The sequence below is a fragment of the Celerinatantimonas diazotrophica genome (genome assembly GCF_004339545.1).
Classification (GTDB): Bacteria; Pseudomonadota; Gammaproteobacteria; order Enterobacterales; family Celerinatantimonadaceae; genus Celerinatantimonas; species Celerinatantimonas diazotrophica.
Map to the genome: position 1 here is coordinate 573,024 of NZ_SMGD01000012.1, position 25,065 is coordinate 598,088.

Here is a 25,065-nt window from a genome sequence, read left to right on the forward strand (position 1 = left end):
TCTGATAAATTAAGAATCAATTAGCGTTGCGGTGACCAAAGCCAGTTTAATCATTTGATTCATGGTCTTGTCATACTCTTCAGCGCTTACCGGCTCTGCGCTGATACTATGAACACTCGCGGTTAAAATGCTGAGAGCTTTGGCTCGATATTGTGCCGCAATGGTATAGAGTGCTGAGGTTTCCATTTCAACTGCAAGAATGTGCATCTTTCTGAGTGCAGGGAGCATCGCTTCTGGCTTGTCATACAACAGGTCATTGGTAAACGTATTGCCAAAATGCGCGCCTATCTTCTCATTTTGCGCCGCTTGCCAGCAGTAGCGTAGTAAATCGAAATCAGCAACTGCCGCGTAGTCGTAACCTGAGAAACGCTCACGATTGACAGATGATGAGGTCCCAGCTCCCGTAGCGACGATCACATTCCGGATATCGACTGAATCATCGACTGCGCCGCATGTGCCGACTCGAATCAGGTTTTTTACACCAAATTCGTTGATCAATTCATGAGCATAAATGGAGATAGATGGAATCCCCATGCCGTGCGACATCACAGAGACACGTTGTTCTTGGTACCAACCAGTAAAGCCAAACATATTGCGTGTATCGCAGACTCTGATGGAATCCGATAAGTAAGTTTGAGCAATATACTGCGCTCGTAGTGGATCTCCTGGCATAATCACCGTGTCGGCAAAGTCACCAGGCTTGGCATTAATGTGTGGGGTCATTTACAAATCTCTTGGTCAGTGATGCCACCTAAAATACAAACCATCACAGCACAACAAAAAAGCAAATGTCCGACTATGCAAGAGGCAGTTCACAAAAATGTGTTTTACCCAATAAGGATAATGTTTCTGTTGGTGCTTAACTGTAAATAACTTTTTGATTTAATTTATATTATTTGATTTTTTTCGAACCTATATAAAACAATACTTATAGGTGAACTTCTTGATAAAATGCGGTGTGGGTATTTTTCAAAGTTCTTTGTTGAAATTTACTTCCCACTTCTTTTTTAGGAAGAATTTTCCATGGATAAAATCCAAGAAATTGCCAAAAATGGTTACCAAATACTGTGCGATGTTATAGCTGAAATGCCATTGAAAAATAAGGTATTTTATGCTGATGAGTTTATCCTTCAACAAGGCGAGGCAATCTCTTCGCTGTATTGGATTACACTTGGCGAATATAGCATGCATTACTGTGCAGATAATGGTAAAGCTTTTAGCTTAGGACAACGGTTTGTAAGTAACTGCATTATTGGTGAATTAGAATATTTAACGGATACGCCGAGTCAGTTCTCCGTCGTTGCGAATGAGCAAATAGACGTCAAGATAATTCCTATCTCAGTTATGAATGATATCTTGTGTAGCCATGCGCAAGTTGGTATCTGGCTGAGCCATTTATTGTCCAAAAGCTACCAAATAGGTATGGCCAGAACTATGGAGCGCTTTCTGCAGCCGCTTGTATTTAATGTGGCCATGGATATTTATCAGCGCTATCAGCAACACAAGCCTCTAATTGAGTTTAATCAAGTCTTTCGCGAAGCAGAAAGATTCGGATGCTCAGAACGTACTTATCGTCGTGCAATGACTCAGTTGATTGAAGAAAATTATATTCAGAAAAATTCTGATGGGTATTTTATTAGCGACTTAAATAAATTTGAATTGTTATTAAAGCATTCATCCGTTGGATGTGATTCTCTATTATCAACTTGATTAAATGATTTGATGTCACAGTCAGTGTGAGTCGCAGCGACAATATTTTCAGCAAAAGTTGTAGCGCTCATCTTTCGTGAAGTCCCTAATAGTTTAAACAGTCTCTTATCTTGATTTATTTGCAACATCTATTTTGTGTTTAAATCAGATGAAGATAATGATTTATGTCGTGCTCTGAAATAGTTCATGTTCATAGCGCTAAGGATGAAATGGTTTCGATGATCAACACAGAAAGACTCATACTCACGCCTGTCAGAGAGGAAGATATTGATATCTATACGCAGATGCTAACTCGAGCTGACATTACGCGATATCTACCTAGCGGCAAGCCGTATTCACTTGAATATATTGAAAATTACCTGTCAAAGAGAGTAGCCCATTGGGCGAGGGGATTTGGCACTTTCATTGTTTCGTTAAAAGCAAACCCCGCTGTTAAAATTGGCTATGCCGGTGTGGAAACCATCCCTGACGTTGGTTTAAGTGATATTCGCTATGGGATTTTAACGGAGTATCAAGGTTTCGGATATGCTTATGAAGCAGCCAAAGCAGTATTGGATTTCACCTGGCAAACGACGTGTCTCTCTAAGGTCTATGGGGTTGCAGTTATTGACAATACAGCCTCCGTTAACCTGCTGCAGAAACTAGGCTTATCGCCAGTCAATGAAACGCTTTATGATGATGGTAATGATTTGGTCACGATGGCGATTGAGCGTTGACCATCACTATGCGCCGAACGACGTCTCTAAAGACGAGGTGCTGGCACTGCCACTAAGCAGATCTTTTTAAGTTTGTTGGATAGGTCTGAGCTAACTTAGAGAGGTCTGTAAAGCGAAGGCTGTTAAATAGTGCGATGTTTAAAATGATCATTCCCGCATGAAGGGTGAGAATGATCATTTGGGTTGCTCGATTCTTTTGTATTGAATTGCTAAGTTAAAAGCGATACAAATCAATCGTTAGGACATGAGCGCCAGCTTACGGTGTTGCCGTTGGCTATATATATACAGCGCAATACCTGGAATATATAAAATAGCGGACAATAGCAATGTGTTCACGCCAGCAGCATACACCAGCCATAATCCGTAAATACTAGCCCCTAAGCCAATGAGCTTCAGTTTAAGCGATGCCCGGGTTTGTATCGTAATCTTTAATAGATAAGCACCGACTAAAAAGTATGGAATTAAAATCATCGAAGTTGAAACTAATACTAACGTGTTGTAACCCTTGCCTGTAAACATGACGAGTAGCAGACAGAACTGCACGGTTAAGTTGGTCAGTAGTAGTGAATTTTTCGGTGTTCCATTGGCATTCACTTTTGAGAATAACTTAGGGAAAGCCCCATACTGAGCCGCGGTAAAAGGGACTTCAGCAGAATACAAAATCCAACTGAGATACGATGCTAATACCGAAACAATAAGGCCTGCGCTGAGTAATACCTTACCCCAAGAGCCAGTGAGCATTGCCATTATCCCTGACATTGACGGGTTCGAGAGTGTCGCTAATTCGTTTCTGGGGACGATACCTAGTGAGAGTAATGAAATTAGAACATACAGGATCAGAGCGGTGATGACGCCAAGATAGGTTGCTCGTCCAATGTCTTTTCGCTTTTTCGCCCGACTAGACAAAATGACTGCGCCTTCAATACCGGTGAACACCCAGAGTGTAATCAACATCGTCCCTTTGACCTGAGTCATAAAGGATTGATCAAGGCTATGCCCTTGGGGATCAATATGAAATGTGTTGATATTAAACGAATAACCAACAACACCAATAAAAATAAGCAGTGGGATACTCTTGGCCAGTGTCGCCAGTAAATTTATGAAGGCGGCTTGTGTGACACCTTTAAGAATAAGGCTGTACACTGACCATAATATCAGTGATTCTCCCAGGAAGGCATATAGAGTCGTTCCTTTACCAAATATGATGGCACCCGGTGTATCGACAAAAGCCCCGAGAGCGGCAAAAGCAACCACCAGATAACTCACGACTCCGATGGTGGCGCATAGCCAATATCCCCACGCAGAAAGAAACCCCGCTAAATCACCAAAACCTTCTTTGGCATAGATATAAATGCCACCATCGAGCGTTGGTTTTAATCGAGATAGATGCAGAAAACACCCTGCGAGTAATAAGATCCCCAGGCCAGTGATCGTCCAGCCGACAATCATGGCATTCAAGCCGGCGACTTCAGCCATGTTCTGCGGGAGGCTAAAAACCCCACTACCGACCATCGAGCTGAAGACTAATGCCGTTAATGCGGTTAAACCAATTCGATTCGCTTTGGACATGAATTAATCCCGAGCTTTAAAATGGTCACTTAACTTGGCAATGTGCTCGGGGCCGATGCCACAGCAACCGCCAATTACCGATGCGCCGCAGGCGCGCCATTTGTCAGCCCAGGGTATATAGGACTCAGGGGTGAGGTCAGCGCGAAGCTCATCAAGCCCATCATTGGCCGTTGCATCTTTTGGCTGGGGAGGAAATGCATTGGCATACGCCCCTAGTCGGATCTCTGTTAAATTCAGTTTTTTTAAGGTATCCGCCGCCACGATTAATGCTTGTTCAATCACTTCTGGTTGACAGCAGTTAAACAAGATTGCGCTGACACCCGCTTTAGCCATGGTGTTAACTGCTTCTTGAACGCTCTCCCCCGAGCGCAAGCATGGCTCTGAGGTTGGCTCTGAATCTTCAAGCGTAAAAGAGACCCAGAAAGGCTTTTCATCATCCGTTAGTTCTTTTACTAACCCCTTCAAGGCGAGAGATTCGGCAATCAGGCTCTGTGTTTCTGCCAGCCAAAAATCAATCGGTGTTTTGAGACCTTCAATCAATGGTGTGGCAATATCGCGGACATGTTCTGCATCATAGAGGTCCGGGCGATACGAGCCAAATAGTGGGGGAAGTGAGCCTGCAACTTTAGCCTCGGTTCCTTGCGCAGCATCACGCGCGACTTGTCCAGATCGTTCAGCGAGCGCCAGAGCTTGCTCGGTAAAGCGCTTATCGCCGATGTGAAATGGGACTAACGAATAGCTATTGGTAGTAATGACCTGAGCACCACTTTGGATATAGTCTTGGTGAACGGTTTTGACAATCTCTGGTGTCTCAATCATTGCTAGGGCGGACCACTCTGGTTGACGAAAAGGAGCGCCTCGACGATTTAATTCTCGTCCCATGCCACCGTCCAAGATGAGTACCGATTGTTCTGTCATATCTTATCTCTTATTTGATTTTAGCCATTTAGACGGCTAAATGTATATGAGTATAAGTATGGCTGCAACCGCTAACTGGTAAAATTTATCTTTGAACCTTTATCGAGTCTGTTTTGAGTGGGGAAAGACTGCATTATTTTGCGTGAGCAGTACGGAAATGATTGGCTCGTTATCTTTGTATAGCGTTATCACAGTGACTACTGTTGGCAAGACTTCATACACAATGACAGATTTTATCCCCCGTTAGTCTTATCGTGTTTTTCAAAATTCTTCCTTGAGAGTTTACAGCTCGCGGCCAGATGACATAAATCCCTGACTTACTATTGCTGCCCACTTCAGCTGGCTCACTGTCGGAAATGCAAAGTCAGTATTGACCTAAATCCTAAAAACATCATCCACTAGAGATGATTCATTGTCCGTGTGGCGGTTTGAAATGTGACTTATGGCACCATCCTCTCGGGCATAGATATTCACCAGCGGTTATAAAACTGAGAAAAATCATTAATCTACTAAAGTGTTATAACTCAATAAGTTACTTCATTATTTTTTTCATTTTTTGGCTGAATTTTACTCAAGACCGGCCGATAAAGTTGGTGAACATGTACTCATGACACAAGGAAGTAAAAGTGAGATCATTCGGTTTAAAGTCGGTACTTATCATATCCATCCTTTCTTTAGTGGGCTTATCGGTCGCTATTTCTAATTATCTTTCTTATGCCAGACAAAAAAGTGATTTGCAGGAACAGATTATTAAGGCTCATCAGCAACTGGTCGCTGATCAGTCACATTTAGTCGAAAGCTTTATTAGTGAAAAAATTCAAGGGTTAAAAGGGTTAGGAGAAAAATATAAATCGGCACCTCTGCCCGCACACAATGCCCAAGAATATATCGAGCTGAGTCAGATTTTCGCAACAACTTTAAATACGGGCAGCTCTTTTATTGGTTTAGCAAAAACAGGGGATGCATACTGGAACTTAACCAGTGCCAGCTGGCCCGATCATAAGTTTGAGGGTGATATTCGTAAGATGGGATATTACCAAGACGGGCGCAAAGCCATTACTCCTTTGATTACGGCACCATATCCGGATGAAGCCGATCCTAAAATATATTGGATCAGTATGGTGCAGCGTATTCAGCAAGGGATGATTGGGGCTGATATGAAGCTCGGATTTCTAAATAAATTGGTAGTGAATGTCGCGAAGAAACAAAAAGCGGTCGCATTGATTTTGAACCAGAACTCACTGGTACTTGCTTCCTCGGAGCCAAATAAGATAAAGCCGGGAAATAAAGCGCAAGACATTGCTTGGTTGCAACCCGCAATTGCGAGTGTGGTACAAAATACCCAGACCATTCGTGAGCTCAAACGTCAGGACGGAGAGCTCCTTTTTGCTCACCGAATTAATGTTGCTAATCAGCATTGGTACTTTGCCATTATTGTGAATAAAGCGGATGTCTTTGCCAGTCTTGCGTCGGCACGTTATGCCGCCATTATTACAGCGGCGATTCTGATTTTTGCGAGTGTGGTCATTGCATTTTTAGTGATTCAATTGGTATATCGCCCCATCGTATCGCTTAAGTCAATGGTGCACAGCTTATCCAGTGGGGATGCCGATTTAACGCAACGCTTAACGGTATCGACCAATGATGATCTGGGTCAGATTGCTCAGAGTGTGAACCTGTTCGTCGATAAGTTGCAGTCGATGATGAAAGAGATTCGCCGAGCCACGTTAACGCTGAACGATAATATTACGCAGATGGAACAATTTTCGAAAGATAATTCGCAAATGCTCAATCATCATGTGACTGAGACTGAGCAGGTGGTTACAGCGATTGATGAGATGAATGCGACCGCGAGTGCCATGGCTCGTGACATCGCCCATGCTGCTGAGTTAACAGAGCGCACTAACCAAGAAAGTTTTGAATCTAGCAAGCTGGTGGCGAAGTCCCAGAATAATATTGTTACATTGATAAGCGGTGTTGATAACGCCTCTGAGCGTGTCAATGGCATGAATGAGGAAACCAAAAATATCAATACGATATTGAATGTCATCGGGGGGATCTCAGAGCAGACTAATTTACTGGCGCTCAATGCTGCCATTGAAGCTGCTCGTGCTGGCGAGCAGGGGCGTGGGTTTGCTGTGGTTGCGGATGAAGTTCGACAGTTGGCCATGCGTACTCAGGATAGTACTAAACAGATTGAGGAGGTTCTCAAACGGTTGGTGATTGGCAGTCAAGATGTGGTCACGGCGATGGAACAGACTAAATCTCAGTGTCAACAGACTTCCCAAGAGGCACAAAGTGTTGCGACAGGATTAGAAGTTGTCATCCATTCGATTTCCGAAATTAATGATCTGAGTCGCCAAATTGCAACGGCTGCCGAAGAACAAACCAGTGTGACTGAGAATGTTAGTATGAACATGAATGCGCTCAATGAAATTGTCAGTAATTTGGCTAGTAATGGTGAAAAAACGCATTCAGGAATGAAGTCGGTTGCTTCGGTGAATCAACAGCTTACTGAGATTGTCTCACGCTTTAAAGTTTAACCTTAACAACACGAGATTATTGAAGTTTTAACGATACGAGGTTAGCAGGAATGCTAACCTCGTGCTTATTTGGGTATAAAAAGTCTGGTTGCTTCAATGCTCCGTTGCATGGCATGCCTGAGTATCAGAGCTTGCGCCACTGCAGCGCGTTTTTATTGAAAAAGCTCTAGCCTGGCAAGCCGTCAACGTTTTTCACTTCTGTTTAATTCACGATATCTCAAGGAAAATATCAAACTAACTATCAACATCATTGATATGCTGCTCGCAGGCTTATGCCCTATGCCCAAAGTGGCTGATATTATCTTCTGGATATAAAAGCGCCAATCGCCCAACGTGAATATTATGGCACTGTGGATTAAACCCAGTTGGCGATAGAAAAGGAGGGTTACCCCAAGCGGAAAATTTATCTACAATAACGGCGGTTATTCTCAGGGCATAGGACTGTGTCATGATTGATGCGGAAATCACCTTCCGTAAGCTGGAAATTTTTCTCTGCTATATGCAAGAGGAAACAATTAGCCGCGCGGCTAATCAGTTAGGCATTAGCAGTGTCAGTGTGCACCGGGCGCTGCATTCGCTTGAAGAGGGGATGCGTTGTCCATTGTTTACCCATAAAGGGCGAAATTTGGTGCCGCTGCCTCAAGCTCATCGGTTAGCCGAACATGCCACTGAAGTCTTGAGTAAAATGCATCAAGGCATCGATGAAACTCGTCAGATAGCCGGCATCGGGCAGGGGCGAGTTCGGATTGGTACCTTGTATTCGCTCACGCTGGATACTGTGCCGAAGCTGTTAATGGGGCTTAAGTTGCGTCGCTCTGAGTTGGAAGTTGATCTCACCATGGGATCGAATAGCGATTTGCTGCACCAGTTGGAACATCAGAAATTACACGCCATTTTAATCTCGGTAACCGATTCGGACGTCGATCAACATCAGTATGAAGTGTTACCCCTGTTTGAAGATGACATTTTTCTCGCGGCCCCTAAACTTTCGACATTATCTGATCGGCATAGTGTTGATTTGCGCAGTTTGAAAAATGAGCACTTTGTGTCATTAAACGAAGGTTTCGCAACCTATCACGGGTTTCAAGAAGCATTTAAGATTGCCGGCTTTGCCCCCAAAATTGTGACTCGGGTGAATGATATTTTTTCGATGGTTAACCTTGTGCAGGCCGGAGTTGGGTATACGCTCTTGCCGGGACGGTTGATTCATGCCTATCGCGATTCAATTCGGATCCTTTCGCTGAGCTCTGATTACCAGATGCGCCAAACCATTGCACTGGTTTATGCGCATAATCAGCAACTTGATCCGAACCTACTGGCACTGGTGGCCGAGGGGCGTATGTATGCCCGACGACGGAGTGAAAAACGTTAATTAATAGCGTGCCTGATGAGTACGCTTGGCGAGCGTTTGAATCGTTTCAAATGGGGTTTGTGATACACTTAAGGCTTCGCCATCGACCATAACCGGTTTGGTCAGTCGAGTCAGTATCGAGCCTGGCGGACATTCAACTGCCAGTCGAACATCACGCTGGTAAGCACTGAGCATGGCTTCATTCCACTTCACTTGGCGGGCCATATTCATGGCTAAATCATCTCTTATTTTATCGGCCTGCCATAGAACTCGGCCGGTAGAACCGCTTAAATAAGCATATTGAGGGCGATGAAAGCTCACCTGTGCCATCGCTTGTGCGAGCTCTTGGGCTGGTTTATTGAGTAGCTCACAGTGCGAAGGCACACTGACTTGGAGTCGGGTTCCACCGCCGCCATGGGCTTTGGCCAGTTCGATCACTTTTTGCATAGCGACTTCGTTACCCGCTACAACTAGCTGCTGCTCAGCATTAATATTAGCCAGATAAAGCGGGGTTTCAGGTCGATTAATTTGCTGAACAATCGCTTCAACCTGATCAATAAATAATCCTTTGATTGCACTGAGACCATAGTCTTGAGGATAAGCGTCCTGCATAAGCTGGCCTCGCAGCGCAACGATTGTTAGTGCATCACTAAAATCAAGCGCCCCACAGACGACTGCCGCGGCAAAGGCACCGATTGATAAACCACAGGTCATATCTGGGATGATCCCCTGAGAGAGCATGATGTCACTGTGGATCACGCCACTCATTAACAGGCACAACTGCACGGCGCGAGTATTTTTGAGTGCTGCAGCGGTATCTAATTCAAGTACATCTTCGTTCAGTATTTCGCATGCTTGCTGAAGGCGTGCTTGGGTGATGTCATGGTGGGGAAGATCATCGAGCATGTCGATGTATTGGGGTCCCTGACCGGGAAAAGTAAAGATCACTTTCATAGTACCTCCGGTTGTGCGGCTGACCAAGGGTTTGAGCTTAAATAGGGGCCAGTGTTACTTTTGACTAAAACCTGCTCAGAATGTTGGAGCCAATCATTTAAAGCAACACCGCCTGCGGGTGTTTCAAGTTGAATATCCACACGTACGGGCAGATTTTTAGTTGCCTTAAGAATCAACTTAAAATCATCTGCATGAGGACGTGTAGGGGCTAGTACTTGCAAGTCCAGATCACTCTGGGCTCGCATCGCAATGGAGCCAGTGGCTAGGGAATAGCCGCAACTGCCAGTAACGCCCCAAGGGAGCGGCCAATTTAGCTTGGCGAGTTGCATGAGGCTGTGAACCACTGGCAAATGCTGCCAATTATAGCGTTGCCAGTATTGCTCGTGAATTAGATCTTGTGGGCGAACGCGTTTAATTATGTGCTTTGTTTCAATCCAACAAGCTTGACGCTGTGAGCGTAATGTTCCGCGAATGCCGGCGGCAATAAGCCCCTCACGATTTTGGTCTCGACGGATCACAACTGGTAAATTGTGTCGATAGGTCTGTTTGACCCATTCGGGCATTACCTCTGTGAGGTGCAATGCATCCAGCGTATCTATCCAAACTAAATCATGAGGGGTAAATTGCATGGTTAAATCCTTAACTGATTAATGCATCATGCCCGATGTCAGAGATAAGAACAGCGGGAGTGTCACGATACATAAAGCAGAACTTAATAGCAGTGTTGCTTCGGCATCAGGAGATTGCACCCCAAACCGGTTACCAAATACGACCCCGAAGAAACCGGCAGACAGGGCAATCATTAAGATAGCAGTGACCGCAATTTGGGGCTGAATGCCGAAGATAACAACCAATCCCCAGGCAATAAATGGTTGGATTAAGTTTTTGGTTAAGAATGACACCAGCACAGCTTTATTAATGGTCAGTTTACGTGCAGATAGGATCACACCGGTTAAGAATAATGCAGAGCCTGTGGCGGCAATTCCCAGTGGTTTAATCGCATGTAGAACGATGTGTGGCATGTGCAAGCCAATCGCAGAGAGAATCACCCCTAAAAGTGGACCTAAGACAATTGGTTTTTTAAATGAACGCCACATAAGTACGGGTAACATCGACAAAGTGGAACCTTGTGCGGTGCCAGCTGCACGTGATTTTTCTCGTTCGAGGATCAGTAAGCAGAAAGGTGTCATTAATACTGACCCACAGGCAATAGAGACCGCAACAGCCAGTGATGTAGAAGAGCTGTTACCAAAGACACTTCCTAAGATTGGTAACCCTAAAGCAGCGTAGTTAGGCAGCGCCACGGTTAGCGTTAATACTGCTGAGTCTTGTGGCGATTTTTTAAAGCCTTTGGTGGCAATAAAGTACATCGCTGCATACGCAATCCACATTGATAGCGTTAGGACTACAATCAGTGATCCCTGATGGACAATCCCAGACCATGGTGTTCTTACGGTTGCACTAAATAGTGCAGCTGGCAGCGCAAAGTCCATCACAAAGATATTTAAAAGAGATACATTTTTGTTATCAACCATCTTTGCTTTGCCGGCCCAGAAGCCGAGGATCATGATGACAAAAATAGGTGTCAGTGCATTAATAATTACATAAGTCATTTTAGTTAACTCATAAAGGATTGAGTGATAAAAGGCCAGCCTAAAACTGGCCTTCTGCTATCAATCGGCTGTTATTGTTAGTTTCTAATTAAGCCCATTGTTGACGCATTAGTTCACGAACAGTACTGGAGTTTTTACGATTCTCAGCACCTAATCGATTCGCTAAAGATGAGCCGTTGGCTCGTGCTTGGCTGATTTGATGAACAACACTGTTCAGCACAGTCGCAATGGCTGTTTCATCAGGTTGGTCCGCATTGGCAACATTCACCAGCTCATCTAAGATACCGAGGCTGGCGTAGTTTTTAATGTCGTAAGCCATTGGCGGAATCGTTGAAGCCAGTTTTTCCAATGATTCAATGCTGCGAAGTGTAATGCGAGCGGCCGAGGCTTTGCCCATGGCGTGAACTTCGACATAACTATCATCAATAGCAATCAGACGATTCGCCTGATACCCATGGGCCAAGAAAGCCCCCGACATGGCTTTACCGACAATTAAGCCAATGACTGGGTGACCAGCTAAGCGTGCTTTGGCATAAGCACCTGCCGCTGCGGCTAGGGATTGGTGGATCCCTAAGCCCTCTTCACGGCGGCCATAGGCCTGACTGGGAACATCGATGACCGCGATGATGGCGCGTTTTACATCTTTATCAGCGTCTGCTTTGACTGCTTCGGTGACAGCTTTGGCTAGATTCCAACCCTCTAAGATGCCAACTTGGCCACCTTTCGCGCGTGGGAATTTGTTGTCTTCATCTGCAACCACGGCAATAAAACGGGCAGTCTGCTCGCCAATTGCGGCATCACTGACCTGAACTGATGGGCAAAAGCCTTCAATCAGAGGTGCGTTATGGGTCAGCTGTTTAAACCAAGTTGCTCCGCGAGTTAATTGTATAGACATAAGATTTCCTCCTATTTAAACAGCTGCTGAGCTGTTTCAGCGTCAATCTGTTGGCCATCGTACTGCGCAAATGTGTGCAGATACTCGTCGTAGCGATCAGAGCGGTTTAACGCTGGAACACCTTCGTTGATGAGGGTTTTCACCGCAGCTTGAACTTCCGCTTGTGAGTCGTTCACGAATTTGTCGGCAAAGCCGGTTGCTGCGCGAACTTCGCCACCAGTCATGCTCCAGATAAACGGACGATTACGCGAGTCGTATTCATCGATCCCGGCTTCTTGTTCAATCACCTGTGGTCCGTTTAAGCCTAACCGGGCTTCTCGGGTTACGATGAGTTTTGAACACAAACCTGCAGCAATCGACATTCCGCCGAAACACCCCACGATTCCGGTGATAATTCCAATAACTGGAACATAACGGCGAGCATCGACGATCGCCGCATGGATATCGGCGATAGCGGCCAAACCTAAGTTTGCTTCTTGCAGACGAACACCACCGGTTTCAAGCGATAGCACTACTTGTGTTTCTTTACCTTGACGGTTATCTTCAGCGGCAAGTTCTATTGCACAGGCCATTTTGGCCCCTGAAACTTCGCCCATACTGCCGCCTTGAAAACTTCCTTCGATGGCAACCACGACACTGGGTTTCCCATCGATAGAGCCTTTGGCAACGACCATTCCGTCGTCTGACTGTGGGGTAATCCCTTGGGGTTCTAACCAAGGTGATTCGATATCGTCAAATGGCCCTAAAATTTCCCGAAAGGTCCCGTCATCGAGTAATAACTGGGCACGTTTGCGGGCACTCAATTCAATAAAACTGGCACGATTAAGCATCTCGGGCCTCCTCTAGTGCTTGTTCAATTCTCAGCCGTGCAACACCAGGTGTTGCTCCTGAGTCATGCAAAGTAAGCTTGCCTGCAGGCAAATCAATTGCTGCGCAAATGCGTTCAAAGAGGTTATTCCACAAGTTCTGACTGTTTTCTTGTGAGGTGACAATGGCGACCTCTAGTTGGTCACCTTCGCCTGGTTTGTAAAGTGCTTCAAGATCACCTGAAGCAACGACACCGACCTGGGCGGGATTGGGCAACGACTGGGTTGCCGATAATGTAAATTTGATATGCTCCATAACACCCTCAGTTTGGGTTGGTTGTTGGCTCTGGGGCTAACCAGTCCAATAACAAAGTTGCTGATAACAGATCCGCAGCTCCACCTGGGGAGACAAACAGTTGCATGGCATCACGGTCGAGCTGGGTAAATCGCTGTTGACCCCGAGCACAGGCCATACCGCCAGCGGCTAACACCTCGCGAGCACCATGATGAATCGTATCGAGAGCCGCTAATCCGCCTCGCGATAAGACACAGGTATCGGTGAGTGTTGCCATCACTGCCAGCAATGCATCCACGCGGGCGTGGGTTTCGCTGGCACCGTTCCGGCGACTTTGGCGTAGCTGCGGCAGACCCAGTTGCACCACATGTGGAAAACCTTGCTGGGCCTGTTCTCTCGCGCCAGGGATGCGGTAGCGCATGCTGGCGTGTTTGCCTTTACTAAACTGTTGTTTCTGGCGTGGATCGTCGATACGTGCCAGAGCTGCGGCCGTATGTGTGAGTTGATAAAGACTCTTAGATTGACCTTTATGCATAGCTGCTGCGCTAACAATGAGACCGAGAGCCCAAATCGCGCCGCGGTGGGTATTGATCCCACCGGTTGCTTCGAGCATGGCGGTTTCACCAATGCGTCCCAAATGGCCGATCTCAGCTCGTAGTGAGGCATCAGCCGGGTAGTCATAGCTGGCTTTGGCGATGGCATAAAATGTGTCCGTCAAACTATGGGCTGAGTGTTCCATCAGTTCCAGAGTTAAATCGCTATGAGCACCACTATTACGCTGATCAACGAGCCCTGGTTTTGGTGTCAGGCGTACTTCTTCGATGAGTGCCTGGGTTGCCAGTTGGGCAAGTTGCTGCGCGAGTTGCTGAGCATTTTTTTGATCAACTAAGAGATTTAGCATTACCAGCTCCGGAATTTACCTGGTGGTTGATACAGGCCGTCTGACCATTCAACTAGGTCTGCGACACTGCCAGCTGCCAGCATTGAACGAGTTGCATCAGCGCGGCGAATGCCTAAATCTTCAGGGAAGACCACTTTGCCCTCTTGACGCAGTTTGCTGACTTTTTCCCGGGTAATGCTCATACCGATATCGGTGATCCCCGCAACGGCAGCGATCATGTCACGACGTTCCTGATCGGATTTAGCCATGTACAGATAAGCTATTCCTTCTTCGGTCAACAGGTGTGTCATGTCGTCACCGTAGATCATGACCGGTGCGAGAGGCATGCCTGCTTGTTTCGCGACTTCAACCGCATCGAGTTCGTTGACAAACGTTGGTTTGTTACCGGCTTGGAAGGTTTCAACCGATTGCACGACCAGCTTGCGTCCGCGGGCGACTGGGTTTGGTTCGGTAATCAAGTCCAGCCATGCTTTGGTGGCGTGACGACGACCATGTGGATCATGACCCATGTTCGGAGCCCCACCAAAGCCAGAGATGCGACCTCGGGTCACGGTAGATGAGTTACCGTTAGCATCGCTTTGCAGTGTAGAGCCGATGAACATATCTGCAGCATACTGACCGGCTAGCTGACACATAGTGCGGTTCGAGCGCATTGAACCATCACGACCGGTGAAGAATACATCAGGACGATGACGGATATATTCTTCCATCCCTAGTTCGCCACCGAAGCTATGTACAGTTTCAACCCAGCCGCTTTCGATTGCTGGAATCAGCGTTGGATGTGGGTTTAATGTCCAGTGTTTACAGATTTTGCCTTTGAGACCTAACTGTTCACCATAGGTTGGTAATAGCAGTTCAATGGCGGCTGTATTAAAGCCAATCCCATGGTTGAGCGATTGGATTTCGTGTTTCGCATAAATCCCTTTAATTGCCATCATCCCCATCAGAATATGCACGGGTTTAATCAGGCGAGGATCACGCGTGAACAGGGGTTCGATGAAAAATGGCTGGTCGGCTACTACTACAAAGTCGATCCATGAGCCAGGAATATCGACACGTGGCAGGTCGTCTTCGTCATCGACAAGCTCATTCACCTGAGCAATCACGATCCCATCTTTAAATGCAGCGGCTTCAACCAGTGCTGGAGTATCCTCGGTGCTTGGGCCGGTATAAAGGTTCCCTTTACGGTCGGCTTTATAACCTGCAACTAAAGCTACGTTAGGGATTAAATCGACATACAACCGAGAGTAGAGTTCGATATAGGTATGAATGGCACCGATATCAAGCTGACCATCTTCAACGAGTTGTGCAATCCGCAGACTTTGTGGTCCGGAGAATGCAAAATCGAGTTTTTGTGCAATCCCTTTTTCAAACAGATCTAAATGTTCAGAGCGACCCACACTCGGCATCAGCATATGTAAGTCATGTAAAACATCAGGGTTTACGGATGCTAAAGAGCGTGACAAAAAGTCCGCTTGTTTTTGGTTGTTCCCTTCTAAAATGACCCGATCATGAGGGGCAATTAGTTTTTCCAGGGCGGGGATAATATCGTCAGTGGCAAGGACTTTCCCATTGCTCATGGAAGCAACGGATTTAATTCGACGTTGTTTTTCTTCTCGCCGAGTATCCCACTTACGCTCCGACGTAGTACTTTGCGGCATTTGAAGCCTCCTCTTTAAATGAACTACCGCGTTCTAGCGGATTTAGAAAAGCCATCTAGAACGTGCATAAGATGGTACAAAGTTTAATCTTCTCTGGAGGTTCATCAATAAACACCTTGCTAATTTAGTTACTCTATAAGTAACAATTAACTGAGTGGTTATTTTTAAAACAACTGGATTTTAAATAAATAATTCCATATAAATCAAAAAATTATATTTAATTTTTAAAAAATTTTATCTGGATTAGAGAGGTTTGATAGTATTTTGATTTAACATTACATTAATTAAATGGTTGATCTGGATCATCTAATCAAGATTTATATATTGGTGTTTATCTAATCAATTTGAAATTTGTGATAGTTCTCACAGATGAACTTCGTGGGAATGAGTAGGGGAAATATTAATGCGGTCAGGTTGAGCCAAAATAGCTCAACCTGATCATTTTTTAGTGAGTTAAATTACGCAAAACGTAGTGCAAAATACCGCCGTGGCGATAATAATGCCACTCGGCCGGGGTATCGATACGAACTTGAACATCAAATTGCGTGGTTTGTCCCGAATCTTGCGATTTTGCGGTGACCGTTAGCGTTTTTGGAGATCCTTCGATCGCTTCGAAAGTAAACAATTCATCGCCATTAAGGCCCAGTGTATCGGCACTTTCACCCTCTTTAAATTGTAAGGGGAGAATGCCAAAGCCGACCAGATTAGAACGATGAATGCGTTCGTAGCTTTGTGCGATAACTACTTCAACGCCGAGCAATTTAGGGCCTTTAGCTGCCCAGTCACGACTTGAGCCCGTGCCATATTCTTTCCCTGCTAGCACGATAAGTGGCGTTTTGTCCTGCTTATACTTCATTGCTGCACTGTAGATATCGGTAATCTCAGCAGTTGGAAAATAGCAAGTAAAACTTCCTTCAGTGCCGGGAGCTAACTGGTTTTTTAAACGAACATTGGCAAATGTGCCGCGCATCATTACTTCGTGATTCCCGCGGCGACTCCCTAAACTATTAAAGTCTTTGGGGTCAACATTCTGGCTGATGAGATATTTTCCGGCTGGGCTATCTGCCTTGATACTGCCCGCTGGTGAGATATGGTCAGTTGTAATAGAATCTCCCACTTTGACCAGACAACGGGCATCGACTATCTCTTTAAGCGATGGTAATTCTTGGGTCATACCTTCAAAGTAGGGCGGATTTTTAACGTAGGTAGAGTCCGGCCAAGTATAAGTTTGAGAGGTTGGAGTGGGTAAATTCTGCCATTGCTGACTCCCTTTAAACACATCTTCATAATAGTTTCGGTAAAGGTCAGCATCAATGCATTGACTGATCAGTTCCGCGACCTCTTGCTGAGTTGGCCAAATATCTTTGAGATAAACGGCTTGACCTTGTTCGGTCATCGCTAATGGTTCATTGTACAGATCAATACTCATTGAACCGGCTAGTGCATAGGCAACTACAAGTGGTGGTGATGCCAGATAATTCATTTTGACATCGCTGTGGATGCGCCCTTCAAAGTTACGGTTCCCACTTAACACCGATGCCACAACCAACTCATCTTTTGCAATGGCTTGGCTAATCGACTCAGGCAACGGACCCGAATTGCCAATACAAGTCGTGCAACCAAATCCAACAACCTCATATCCCAATTGGTTGAGCGGTTCGGTCAATCCGGCTTTGTCTAAGTATGCGGGCACAACTTGAGAGCCAGGTGCTAACGAAGTTTTTACCCATGGTTTGGTCTTAAGGCCTAATGCGGCGGCTTTTTTCGCGACGAGCCCTGCTGCAATCATGACGGCTGGATTGGAGGTGTTCGTGCATGAGGTGATGGCCGCGATAACGACATCACCGTGTTGCAAGGGTCGATTGGGATCGTGCAGATTAGTACTGCCAACTTGTTCATCACCACTGGTACCGCCTTCGCTATTAAAGCGCGCTTGGGACTGGCCATAGAGCGACAATTGTTCTTCAAAGGCAGTATGTGCTTGTGACAGAGGGACTCGATCTTGAGGACGCTTAGGACCCGCTAGGCTTGGTTCAACGGTGCTTAAATCAAGATGGAGTGGATTGGCACTATATTGCGCGGGTGCATCGCCTTGTTCTCGCCATAAACCTTGGGCTTTTGCATAGGTTTCAATGAGCTGGATCTGTTTTTCTTCGCGGCCACTGAGATGCAAATACTCGATAGTTTGGGCATCAATTGGAAAAATCCCACATGTCGCACCATACTCAGGGGCCATGTTGGCAATGGTCGCTCGGTCGGCTAGTGGTAAGTGGGCTAGGCCATCCCCAAAAAATTCGACAAATTTGCCGACGACACCACGCTCACGCAGCATTTGCGTAACGGTTAACACCAAATCGGTGGCCGTAGCACCTTCTTTCAGCTCGCCGGTTAATTCAAAACCAACAACCTGTGGTAGTAACATGCTCACCGGTTGGCCGAGCATGGCCGCTTCGGCTTCAATACCACCCACTCCCCATCCTAAAACACCGAGACCATTGACCATGGTCGTATGTGAGTCGGTTCCGACTAGCGTGTCTGGATAGATGAAGGTTTGTCCGTTTTCGGTTTTGCTGATCACGCATTGAGCTAAATACTCTAAGTTGACTTGGTGGACAATTCCTGTTCCAGGTGGCACAACCCGGAAGTTACTAAATGCTTGTTGACCCCAACGCAGGAATTGGTAGCGTTCCTGATTTCGTTTAAATTCCAACTCAATGTTTTTACTTAAAGCACTAGTTGATGCGAAATAATCTACCATCACTGAATGATCGATGACTAAATCGACCATTTCTAGCGGATTAATCTGTTCGGGATCTCCGCCTAGTTTGACAATAGCATCACGCATTGCTGCTAAGTCAACGACTGCTGGAACACCGGTGAAATCTTGCAAAATCACTCGGCCAGGCGTAAAAGAAATTTGAGCGGTTGATTTTTCATCAGGTTGCCAGTCAATAATGGCTTGGATGTCCTGTGGATGAACTAGATGTCCATCTTCTTTGCGCAGTAAATTTTCAAGTAGAACTTTTAGACAATAGGGTAGTTTACGAACTTGCTCCCATTGGGGAAGTCGATCAAGACGGTAGATGGTGTAGCTTTGCCCTCCTACGTCAAGTGTCGTTTGTGTATTGAAACTATTCATCAATGTATCCCCTTTATTGGAAATGAATGATTCACTTATGATTGTAGTTAGTAATTGAGTCTTAGTTTTGCCAAAATTGTAACTTAAATGTTATCGCATCCCACTAGCCGATGTGGAAGATAATGTCACATTATTAGGAATTTATGAGCAAAAACATGGAGCTGACATCTTCGCTCATCTATCATAAAGGGTTCATTTGGTTTTGGTTAACCCGCTTGGCTTCTGGATTTGGTTTTCAGATGCTATCGGTGGCTGTGGGGTGGCAGGTATACACCTTAACGGGGAATGCTCTGGATCTCGGATTAATTGGACTCGCACAGTTTTTCCCCTCATTGGTATTAGCGCTGCCAGCGGGACAAGCCGCGGATATCTTTACGCGCCGCCAGATCATCGTGGTGACCCGGATCAGTGAATTAATTGCGATTATTATTCTGGCATTGATGAGCTTTTATCAGGTCGTCGATAAATGGATCATTTTTACATTGTTGGTCTGGATCGGTTCTTTTAAAGCTTTTGAATATCCGGCGATGCAATCTATCGTCCCCAGTTTGGTGCCAGAAAAGTTATTGCCCAAAGCACTTGCTCTTAATAGTTCGGCAAGCGAGATGGCGGCCATTGTAGGGCCAGCTCTCGGGGGATTTATTTATATTGCGGGTGCTGACATCGTTTATATGATCACTGCACTATTATATTTTGTGGCCGTGGTTTGTATGTTTCAGGTGCCGTTGCCCGCGATTAAGCCCCAACGAGGTGCGGCTAGTTTTGCGACCTTGTTTGCCGGCGTGCGCTTTATTCGTCAAAGACCCGTGATCTTAGGCGTTATTTCACTCGATTTGTTTGCAGTTTTGTTAGGTGGTGCGACGGCCTTGTTACCTATCTTTGCTCGCGACATTTTGCACACCGGTCCTTGGGGATTGGGACTTTTGCGAGGGGCGCCAGCAGTCGGCGCATTACTAATGTCATTTTGGCTTGCCAGGCATATGATGAATCGCCACATTGGGATGATTATGTTTGCTTCGGTAGCGGCATTTGGTGCAGCAACTTTGGTTTTTTCATTTTCGCAGTGGCTCTGGTTATCACTCCTTGCCTTAGTATTATTAGGGGCGTTTGATATGGTTAGCATGGTGATTCGGGGGGCATTAGTGCAGTTAGACACACCAGATGAAATGCGTGGTCGGGTGAGTGCGGTGAATGCTATTTTTATTAACACCTCAAATCAACTTGGTGAGTTTGAATCTGGAGTTCTGGCGAGTTTGGTTGGAGCGGTTAGTTCGGCAGCCATTGGTGGCGTTGGGACATTGGTCGTGGTCGGTTTATGGATGTGGTGGTTTCCACAGCTACGGAAGCGGCAAAAGCTTACCGATTAATGTTACCGATGATGTCAGGATATAACGCTGGTGGAGCCGCAACCACCAGTGCGTTAGTGAGGTTTATCATAAGATGCCTGTCCCTGTTTTTCCAAGCCTTCCTATAGCTTTATGTTCTTGGCGAATGAATCTCTGGCGTAAATTTTAAGTTTATTGATCCGCATCGTCTGGCTGTTGTGCAGCAAAAGCTGTGGAAGACGCTCTAATCACGTAGTCGTTGAGGTTGGGAAAAGTGTCGATGAATTTGGCAGTTCAATAAAGAATGCCAGTTAGCGTAGCTAACTGGCATGACGGCAAAGATGAGGGCGCTATCGTTATGAATTGACAGAAGCCATGTTACTTTCAAAATCCAGCTGGTACTCGTCGCTTTCATCTGGAATGATCGGTTCTTTATATGCGCAGCTTATGCCCCAGTAATATACGACTATCGACAATATAACCAAGAGCACAACAGCACTCACTGAACCTAATTCTCCGCTACCGCCAAATGTGCCTAATGCTGAGATGATATAAAGACCTACGTAGTAAACCAGTAACCACAGGCTTCGTTTTATTTCATCTAGCATCCCGGCTTCTTTTTTACCGAGTAGGGCATAGCCAATCCAAGCGATAGCAAAAACTGGCAATAACAGCTCGTTAACCGCCCAACCACTCCAGTATACCAGTAAGGTACTAGCGATGAAGGCGAGCGGGCTGATGATGATAAATGCCGGCAGTTTAAATGGACGTTTAATATCAGGACGACGTAACCGAAATACTGCTGCACTAACGGGACCTGGCATGTAGGTAAATACGGTTGCAGAAGTGACAGCCGCAATTAAGCCACCCCAAACTTGGAACTGTGATGGTAAAGTCCAACCGATTGCTAAGATCAGCGATAACCACAATGCGCCTCTTGGAACCCCTGATTTTTCATCAACTTGGCCAAACACTTTAAACAGGTGACCACTTTTAGCCCAAGCAAATAATACACGACTGGCACCAGCTAAATAGATGTTTCCGGTTCCGGCTGGTGAAATGACAGCATCAATTAAGATTAAATTAATTAACCAAGCAATCCCTAGTGAACGAGCCAAATCTGCATAAGGTGATTGGAACAAAGCAGTTAAACCATGCCAACCATTTTTGTCCAACAACTGCGAAGGGACCGCGCCCATAAATGCAAACTGCAGTAATATATAGATAATGAAGCTTGCTACCATCGCCAGGATAATGGCTAATGGAACATTACGCTGCGGATTTTTTGCCTCACTTGCGAAGTCAACCGCCTGTCGGAAACCTAAGTACGCAAATACAATCCCGGCGCCAGTTAATGACTCGAAAACCCCATGCACACCACCGGGATGAGTGGACGGAACAGCCATGTTTGAGCTTTTGAAATAACCGAAGAAAGTGACAATTGCGATAATCGGTACAATAAATTTAATGGAGGTGACGATAGTGTTGATCCGACCAAAAAAGTTGACACTCCAATAGTTCAGTAAGAAGAAAAAAATCAACAGTCCAATTTGCATCATAAAGCCAATATGGGTGGGGCTGCCGTCTTTATGCCCCAGCGCTGGCCACCAATACATGGCGTATTGACGAACGGCTTCGACTTCAACCCCTGCGGTACTGGTATAAGCAAGTAATGCACTGATACCGATGACAAATCCCACCAGATTACCATGGCTATAGTTTGGATAGCGAACAAATCCACCCGCACGCGGGATACTTGCCGAAAGCTCAGCAAACACCAGTCCAATCATCAGTACAATTACAGCGCCTAGCGCCCAAGAATAACCACTTAAAGGGCCTGAGTAACCGGCACTATTTAAAGCGGCATAAAGCCACCCTGAACCGATCATCGAGCCAATACCTAATAAGGTTAGGTCGAGTAGGCCTAATTTTTGTTTTAATGCGCCACCTGCCATGCTTAACTCCTGTATATCAATATCTAAGCGAATGCGTGATATTTTGTTTTTCTAATATTGGGTTCTAATTTAAAAGCAAAAAATGTTCCAACCAGTCAGAAGGAGGATTTATTAGGCTAATATTTATTGTTAATTTGGTTTTTTATTCTAAAAAATGTCTTATATAAGCGTATTTCAGGAGGAGTTTGGTCTTCATGATGGATTTTTAGGTGACAGATTGAAGAGGACTCAATGGTGGTGATGATTTGCACTTATTTGGAGCGATATCACCATATTGGTGCGCTTAAATGATTTGTACTCGAACATTATCACTATTTTGGTGCAACTACATGGCTTGGGATTCATAGGGGGTAGGGGCGATGTGGTTTAAATGGATAAACTTAATTAGCTCTTCCGGTTTCAATGGCTTGGCGAATAGAAATCCTTGGCCCTGTTCACATCCTAGTGTTTGCAGCAACTCCATTTGTTCAGTGGTTTCGATGCCTTCTGCGATAATGACTTTATTTAGTGAGTGCCCCATATCGATAATAGCGGCCACCAACTGTGCATCTTTATGATCATGCGGAGCATTACAGACAAAGCTACGGTCTATTTTCAAGTACTTAACCGGAAGATTTCGTAGCCGTGCCAGGCTCGAATGACCGGTTCCGAAGTCATCAATGGCCAGTTCAAAGCCAAATCTTTCCAGCATTGTTAACTCGTTAATAATCTGAGTTAAATTCTCCATCATATGGTCTTCGGTGATCTCAATTTGGACCATGGATGGGTTGATTCTGGCTCGATTGGCTATGGCGATAATCGACTGGCTAATATTCTCTTTAAGCAGTTGTTTAACCGAGACATTGACCGCCACTTTGATTGATAGATTCTGCTTTTGCCATTGGGCTATTTGCTTAAATGCCTGAATGAGAACCCATTCGCCAAGCTCTAAAATAACTCCTGAGCTTTCGGCCACTGGGATGAACTCAGCAGGTGATATTGGTCCTTCTTGGGGATGATTCCACCTGAGTAAGGCTTCAACTCCCATCAGTTGATAGGTTTGTAGGTTAACTTTGGGTTGATAGACCAATTGTAGTTGTTCTTTACCTCGCTCATGCAGTGACTGGCGCAAGTGCTGTTCAATCCAGTTTCGCCGTGATATCTGTGAGGTCATTGTGGGAGAGAAGATCCTGAAGTTTTCTCCTCCTTCAGTTTTTGCAATCCCCATCGCTTGGTTCGCATGCAGGATCAGTTCGTAAGGATTTTGGCCATCATCAGGGTAAAATGCCAGACCAAATGATGCCGAAAGCTGGACGTCCTGTGGCTGAGGGCTCTGTAGTGAGATAGGGGTATGAATCAATGCTGATAATTGGCGTAATAACAGCGGTGTTTCGGTTGAGTCTTTGGATAAGTCAATGACCATCGCAAATTCATCGGCAACAATACGTCCGACAAAGCCATAATATTTTTGGCCGATGAATTGGTTTAAACGCCCGGCTAGTTCAATGAGTAAAAGATCGCCATTTTCATGACCCAGACTTTCATTAATGCTGCTAAAGCGATTGAGACTAATTGCAATCACCACTAAGTGAGAGCGATTGTGGTTAACCAACTGGATGCAGGTTTGAATCCTTTCTAACATGGCCAGTCGATTGGGGAGTTTGGTCAGATAATCATTAAACACTTGAAAGCGGACGTGATCGGCGATTTCCTGCTCTTTTTGTTGTAGCAAGGTGACATATTGTCTTTCTCGACGATAAAGATTAAGCAGCAAGGGCCTGAAGATAAATATCGCTTCTAAAAGCAATGTTAAGAGCATTCCGCCAAGCGAAATCCGATTGTAGAATTGTAATTGTTGAATCGCACTTTCACTCTCTTGCTGATAACGCAAAACCAAAGTATCAAGAGACTGTAACATCTCATGATAGGCACTGAATTTAAGTTGATTGAACAAGTCACGTTGGTGTTTGCTGTTGATATTATCGCTGGTTAAGGTACTGGCAAGATGTAAAAAATTATTCACTTTTTGATCAAGGTTGACCGGCGGTTTAAAAAATATAGCTCGAACTGCCTGGGAAGTTAGTAAAGGGATTTCTAATTGTTTTGAACCGTTAATCAGCCCCTCATGAACTCTCGTCATTTGTTCAATCGATTGCTGGTATTCTTTGGCTAATTTATAACTGCTTTCTTTGTTATTAACAATGTCCCCAGCAAATAAAGTGATTCTTTGAGAAAGCATCCGTTGGCGGCCGGCTAAATTAACGATTCGAGCCGTTGCTTCTTGTTCGGTGATAATGCCTTGCACCAAATAATGCGAACAAATGGCTAATATAGCAATCAACGCTAAAGCCGCTAGATATGTGTAAGTGCCATGTCGCCAGTGATAATGGATATTGTTTGATGTCTTAGCCATTCTCAACCTATGCTGGTTTTTTCCATAAGGTCACCAATAGTAATGTGACTAGGGACTGTTGACCTTTTGTGATTAGTTTTGCAGAAATCTGAGAGGGATTTAGGCAAGGCAAACGTTGTGCCGTGTAGTTATTCTCCACAAAGAACGTTTAACGCTGGATAAATTCCTCTCAGATACTGCCCTTGGGGTTCATTTAAACGCATCCTGAACTTTGTTGCCCCTGCTTGCTTAACTCATTAAGCGACGCAGGGGGCGCCGCGTTCAAAATGCGTTTAATTTGAACAAAATTCAACCACCAAAGGTCAACAGCCCCTAGTGTTGT

The 25,065-nt window shown here is 45.3% G+C and carries 19 protein-coding genes; 5 read left to right on the forward strand and 14 right to left on the reverse strand.

What is annotated here, in order from left to right:
* Positions 1-9: 9 nt before the first annotated feature.
* On the reverse strand, positions 10-723 hold the full coding sequence (deoD, locus tag EV690_RS08830) for a purine-nucleoside phosphorylase (RefSeq protein ID WP_131912612.1): 714 nt from the start codon (positions 721-723) through the stop codon (positions 10-12).
* 300 nt (positions 724-1,023) lie between these two features.
* Between deoD and EV690_RS08835 the strand changes: the two genes are divergently transcribed.
* On the forward strand, positions 1,024-1,710 hold the full coding sequence (locus tag EV690_RS08835; RefSeq protein ID WP_131912613.1) for a Crp/Fnr family transcriptional regulator: 687 nt from the start codon (positions 1,024-1,026) through the stop codon (positions 1,708-1,710).
* Between the two features lie 164 nt (positions 1,711-1,874).
* Positions 1,875-2,426 carry a GNAT family N-acetyltransferase gene (locus EV690_RS08840; protein WP_224054920.1) on the forward strand — a complete coding sequence of 184 codons (552 nt, stop codon included), beginning with the start codon at positions 1,875-1,877 and terminating at the stop codon, positions 2,424-2,426.
* A gap of 237 nt (positions 2,427-2,663) precedes the next feature.
* On the opposite strand, the gene EV690_RS08845 is transcribed toward EV690_RS08840, so the two are convergent.
* Both EV690_RS08845 and EV690_RS08850 read right to left on the reverse strand, forming a co-directional pair.
* Entirely contained in the window at positions 2,664-3,995 is a 1,332-nt protein-coding gene (locus EV690_RS08845; RefSeq protein WP_131912615.1) for a basic amino acid/polyamine antiporter, read from the reverse strand.
* A gap of 3 nt (positions 3,996-3,998) precedes the next feature.
* On the reverse strand, positions 3,999-4,913 hold the full coding sequence (locus EV690_RS08850; RefSeq protein WP_131912616.1) for a homocysteine S-methyltransferase family protein: 915 nt from the start codon (positions 4,911-4,913) through the stop codon (positions 3,999-4,001).
* A gap of 626 nt (positions 4,914-5,539) precedes the next feature.
* On the opposite strand from EV690_RS08850, the gene EV690_RS08855 reads away from it, so the two are divergent.
* Together EV690_RS08855 and EV690_RS08860 are read left to right on the forward strand one after the other, a co-directional pair.
* Entirely contained in the window at positions 5,540-7,456 is a 1,917-nt protein-coding gene (locus tag EV690_RS08855; RefSeq protein ID WP_131912617.1) for a methyl-accepting chemotaxis protein, read from the forward strand.
* A 448-nt stretch (positions 7,457-7,904) separates the two neighbouring features.
* On the forward strand, positions 7,905-8,828 hold the full coding sequence (locus EV690_RS08860) for a LysR family transcriptional regulator (protein WP_131912618.1): 924 nt from the start codon (positions 7,905-7,907) through the stop codon (positions 8,826-8,828).
* Here the strand turns inward: EV690_RS08860 and mdcH are convergent, their stop codons facing one another.
* The 9 genes from mdcH to acnA form a co-directional block, all read right to left on the reverse strand.
* Entirely contained in the window at positions 8,829-9,761 is a 933-nt protein-coding gene (gene mdcH, locus EV690_RS08865) for a malonate decarboxylase subunit epsilon (protein WP_131912619.1), read from the reverse strand.
* Positions 9,758-10,390 carry a malonate decarboxylase holo-ACP synthase gene (locus tag EV690_RS08870; protein ID WP_131912620.1) on the reverse strand — a complete coding sequence of 211 codons (633 nt, stop codon included), beginning with the start codon at positions 10,388-10,390 and terminating at the stop codon, positions 9,758-9,760. Before EV690_RS08870 ends, mdcH begins: the two co-directional genes overlap by 4 nt.
* Before the next feature lie 18 nt (positions 10,391-10,408).
* Positions 10,409-11,374: an AEC family transporter gene (locus tag EV690_RS08875; protein ID WP_131912621.1), complete on the reverse strand. Its 966-nt coding sequence runs from the start codon at positions 11,372-11,374 to the stop codon at positions 10,409-10,411.
* Positions 11,375-11,462: 88 nt separating this feature from the next.
* Positions 11,463-12,269 carry a biotin-independent malonate decarboxylase subunit gamma gene (gene mdcE, locus EV690_RS08880; protein ID WP_131912622.1) on the reverse strand — a complete coding sequence of 269 codons (807 nt, stop codon included), beginning with the start codon at positions 12,267-12,269 and terminating at the stop codon, positions 11,463-11,465.
* An 11-nt stretch (positions 12,270-12,280) separates the two neighbouring features.
* Complete coding sequence (locus EV690_RS08885; protein WP_131912623.1) at positions 12,281-13,099, reverse strand: biotin-independent malonate decarboxylase subunit beta; 819 nt, start codon at positions 13,097-13,099, stop codon at positions 12,281-12,283.
* The gene (mdcC, locus tag EV690_RS08890) at positions 13,092-13,391 is read right to left on the reverse strand and encodes a malonate decarboxylase acyl carrier protein (RefSeq protein WP_131912624.1); all 300 of its coding nucleotides are present in this window, start codon (positions 13,389-13,391) and stop codon (positions 13,092-13,094) included. The genes EV690_RS08885 and mdcC overlap by 8 nt, the downstream gene beginning before the upstream one ends.
* Before the next feature lie 7 nt (positions 13,392-13,398).
* Positions 13,399-14,271, reverse strand: coding sequence for a triphosphoribosyl-dephospho-CoA synthase (locus tag EV690_RS08895; RefSeq protein ID WP_131912625.1), 873 nt, complete (start codon positions 14,269-14,271; stop codon positions 13,399-13,401).
* Positions 14,271-15,932, reverse strand: coding sequence for a malonate decarboxylase subunit alpha (gene mdcA / locus EV690_RS08900; protein ID WP_131912626.1), 1,662 nt, complete (start codon positions 15,930-15,932; stop codon positions 14,271-14,273). Before mdcA ends, EV690_RS08895 begins: the two co-directional genes overlap by 1 nt.
* 445 nt (positions 15,933-16,377) lie before the next feature.
* Positions 16,378-19,074, reverse strand: a complete 2,697-nt coding sequence (acnA, locus tag EV690_RS08905; RefSeq protein ID WP_317986176.1) for an aconitate hydratase AcnA — start codon at positions 19,072-19,074, stop codon at positions 16,378-16,380.
* 152 nt (positions 19,075-19,226) lie between these two features.
* Between acnA and EV690_RS08910 the strand changes: the two genes are divergently transcribed.
* Positions 19,227-20,438, forward strand: coding sequence for an MFS transporter (locus EV690_RS08910; protein ID WP_233458698.1), 1,212 nt, complete (start codon positions 19,227-19,229; stop codon positions 20,436-20,438).
* Between the two features lie 314 nt (positions 20,439-20,752).
* On the opposite strand, the gene EV690_RS08915 is transcribed toward EV690_RS08910, so the two are convergent.
* Both EV690_RS08915 and EV690_RS08920 read right to left on the reverse strand, forming a co-directional pair.
* Positions 20,753-22,351, reverse strand: a complete 1,599-nt coding sequence (locus EV690_RS08915; protein ID WP_131912629.1) for an APC family permease — start codon at positions 22,349-22,351, stop codon at positions 20,753-20,755.
* Positions 22,352-22,676: 325 nt separating this feature from the next.
* Positions 22,677-24,743, reverse strand: a complete 2,067-nt coding sequence (locus tag EV690_RS08920) for an EAL domain-containing protein (protein WP_131912630.1) — start codon at positions 24,741-24,743, stop codon at positions 22,677-22,679.
* Positions 24,744-25,065 lie beyond the last annotated feature (322 nt).

Coding starts and splice junctions, on each gene's coding strand:
- deoD (WP_131912612.1), bottom strand. CDS start 723: ATGACCCCACACATTAATGCCAAGCCTGGTGACTTTGCCGACACGGTG.
- EV690_RS08850 (WP_131912616.1), bottom strand. CDS start 4,913: ATGACAGAACAATCGGTACTCATCTTGGACGGTGGCATGGGACGAGAA.
- mdcE (WP_131912622.1), bottom strand. CDS start 12,269: ATGTCTATACAATTAACTCGCGGAGCAACTTGGTTTAAACAGCTGACC.
- mdcC (WP_131912624.1), bottom strand. CDS start 13,391: ATGGAGCATATCAAATTTACATTATCGGCAACCCAGTCGTTGCCCAAT.
- EV690_RS08860 (WP_131912618.1), top strand. CDS start 7,905: ATGATTGATGCGGAAATCACCTTCCGTAAGCTGGAAATTTTTCTCTGC.
- EV690_RS08870 (WP_131912620.1), bottom strand. CDS start 10,390: ATGCAATTTACCCCTCATGATTTAGTTTGGATAGATACGCTGGATGCA.
- EV690_RS08915 (WP_131912629.1), bottom strand. CDS start 22,351: ATGGCAGGTGGCGCATTAAAACAAAAATTAGGCCTACTCGACCTAACC.
- EV690_RS08835 (WP_131912613.1), top strand. CDS start 1,024: ATGGATAAAATCCAAGAAATTGCCAAAAATGGTTACCAAATACTGTGC.
- EV690_RS08885 (WP_131912623.1), bottom strand. CDS start 13,099: ATGCTTAATCGTGCCAGTTTTATTGAATTGAGTGCCCGCAAACGTGCC.
- EV690_RS08895 (WP_131912625.1), bottom strand. CDS start 14,271: ATGCTAAATCTCTTAGTTGATCAAAAAAATGCTCAGCAACTCGCGCAG.
- EV690_RS08845 (WP_131912615.1), bottom strand. CDS start 3,995: ATGTCCAAAGCGAATCGAATTGGTTTAACCGCATTAACGGCATTAGTC.
- mdcA (WP_131912626.1), bottom strand. CDS start 15,932: ATGCCGCAAAGTACTACGTCGGAGCGTAAGTGGGATACTCGGCGAGAA.
- mdcH (WP_131912619.1), bottom strand. CDS start 9,761: ATGAAAGTGATCTTTACTTTTCCCGGTCAGGGACCCCAATACATCGAC.
- EV690_RS08920 (WP_131912630.1), bottom strand. CDS start 24,743: ATGGCTAAGACATCAAACAATATCCATTATCACTGGCGACATGGCACT.
- EV690_RS08840 (WP_224054920.1), top strand. CDS start 1,875: ATGTCGTGCTCTGAAATAGTTCATGTTCATAGCGCTAAGGATGAAATG.
- EV690_RS08875 (WP_131912621.1), bottom strand. CDS start 11,374: ATGACTTATGTAATTATTAATGCACTGACACCTATTTTTGTCATCATG.
- EV690_RS08910 (WP_233458698.1), top strand. CDS start 19,227: ATGGAGCTGACATCTTCGCTCATCTATCATAAAGGGTTCATTTGGTTT.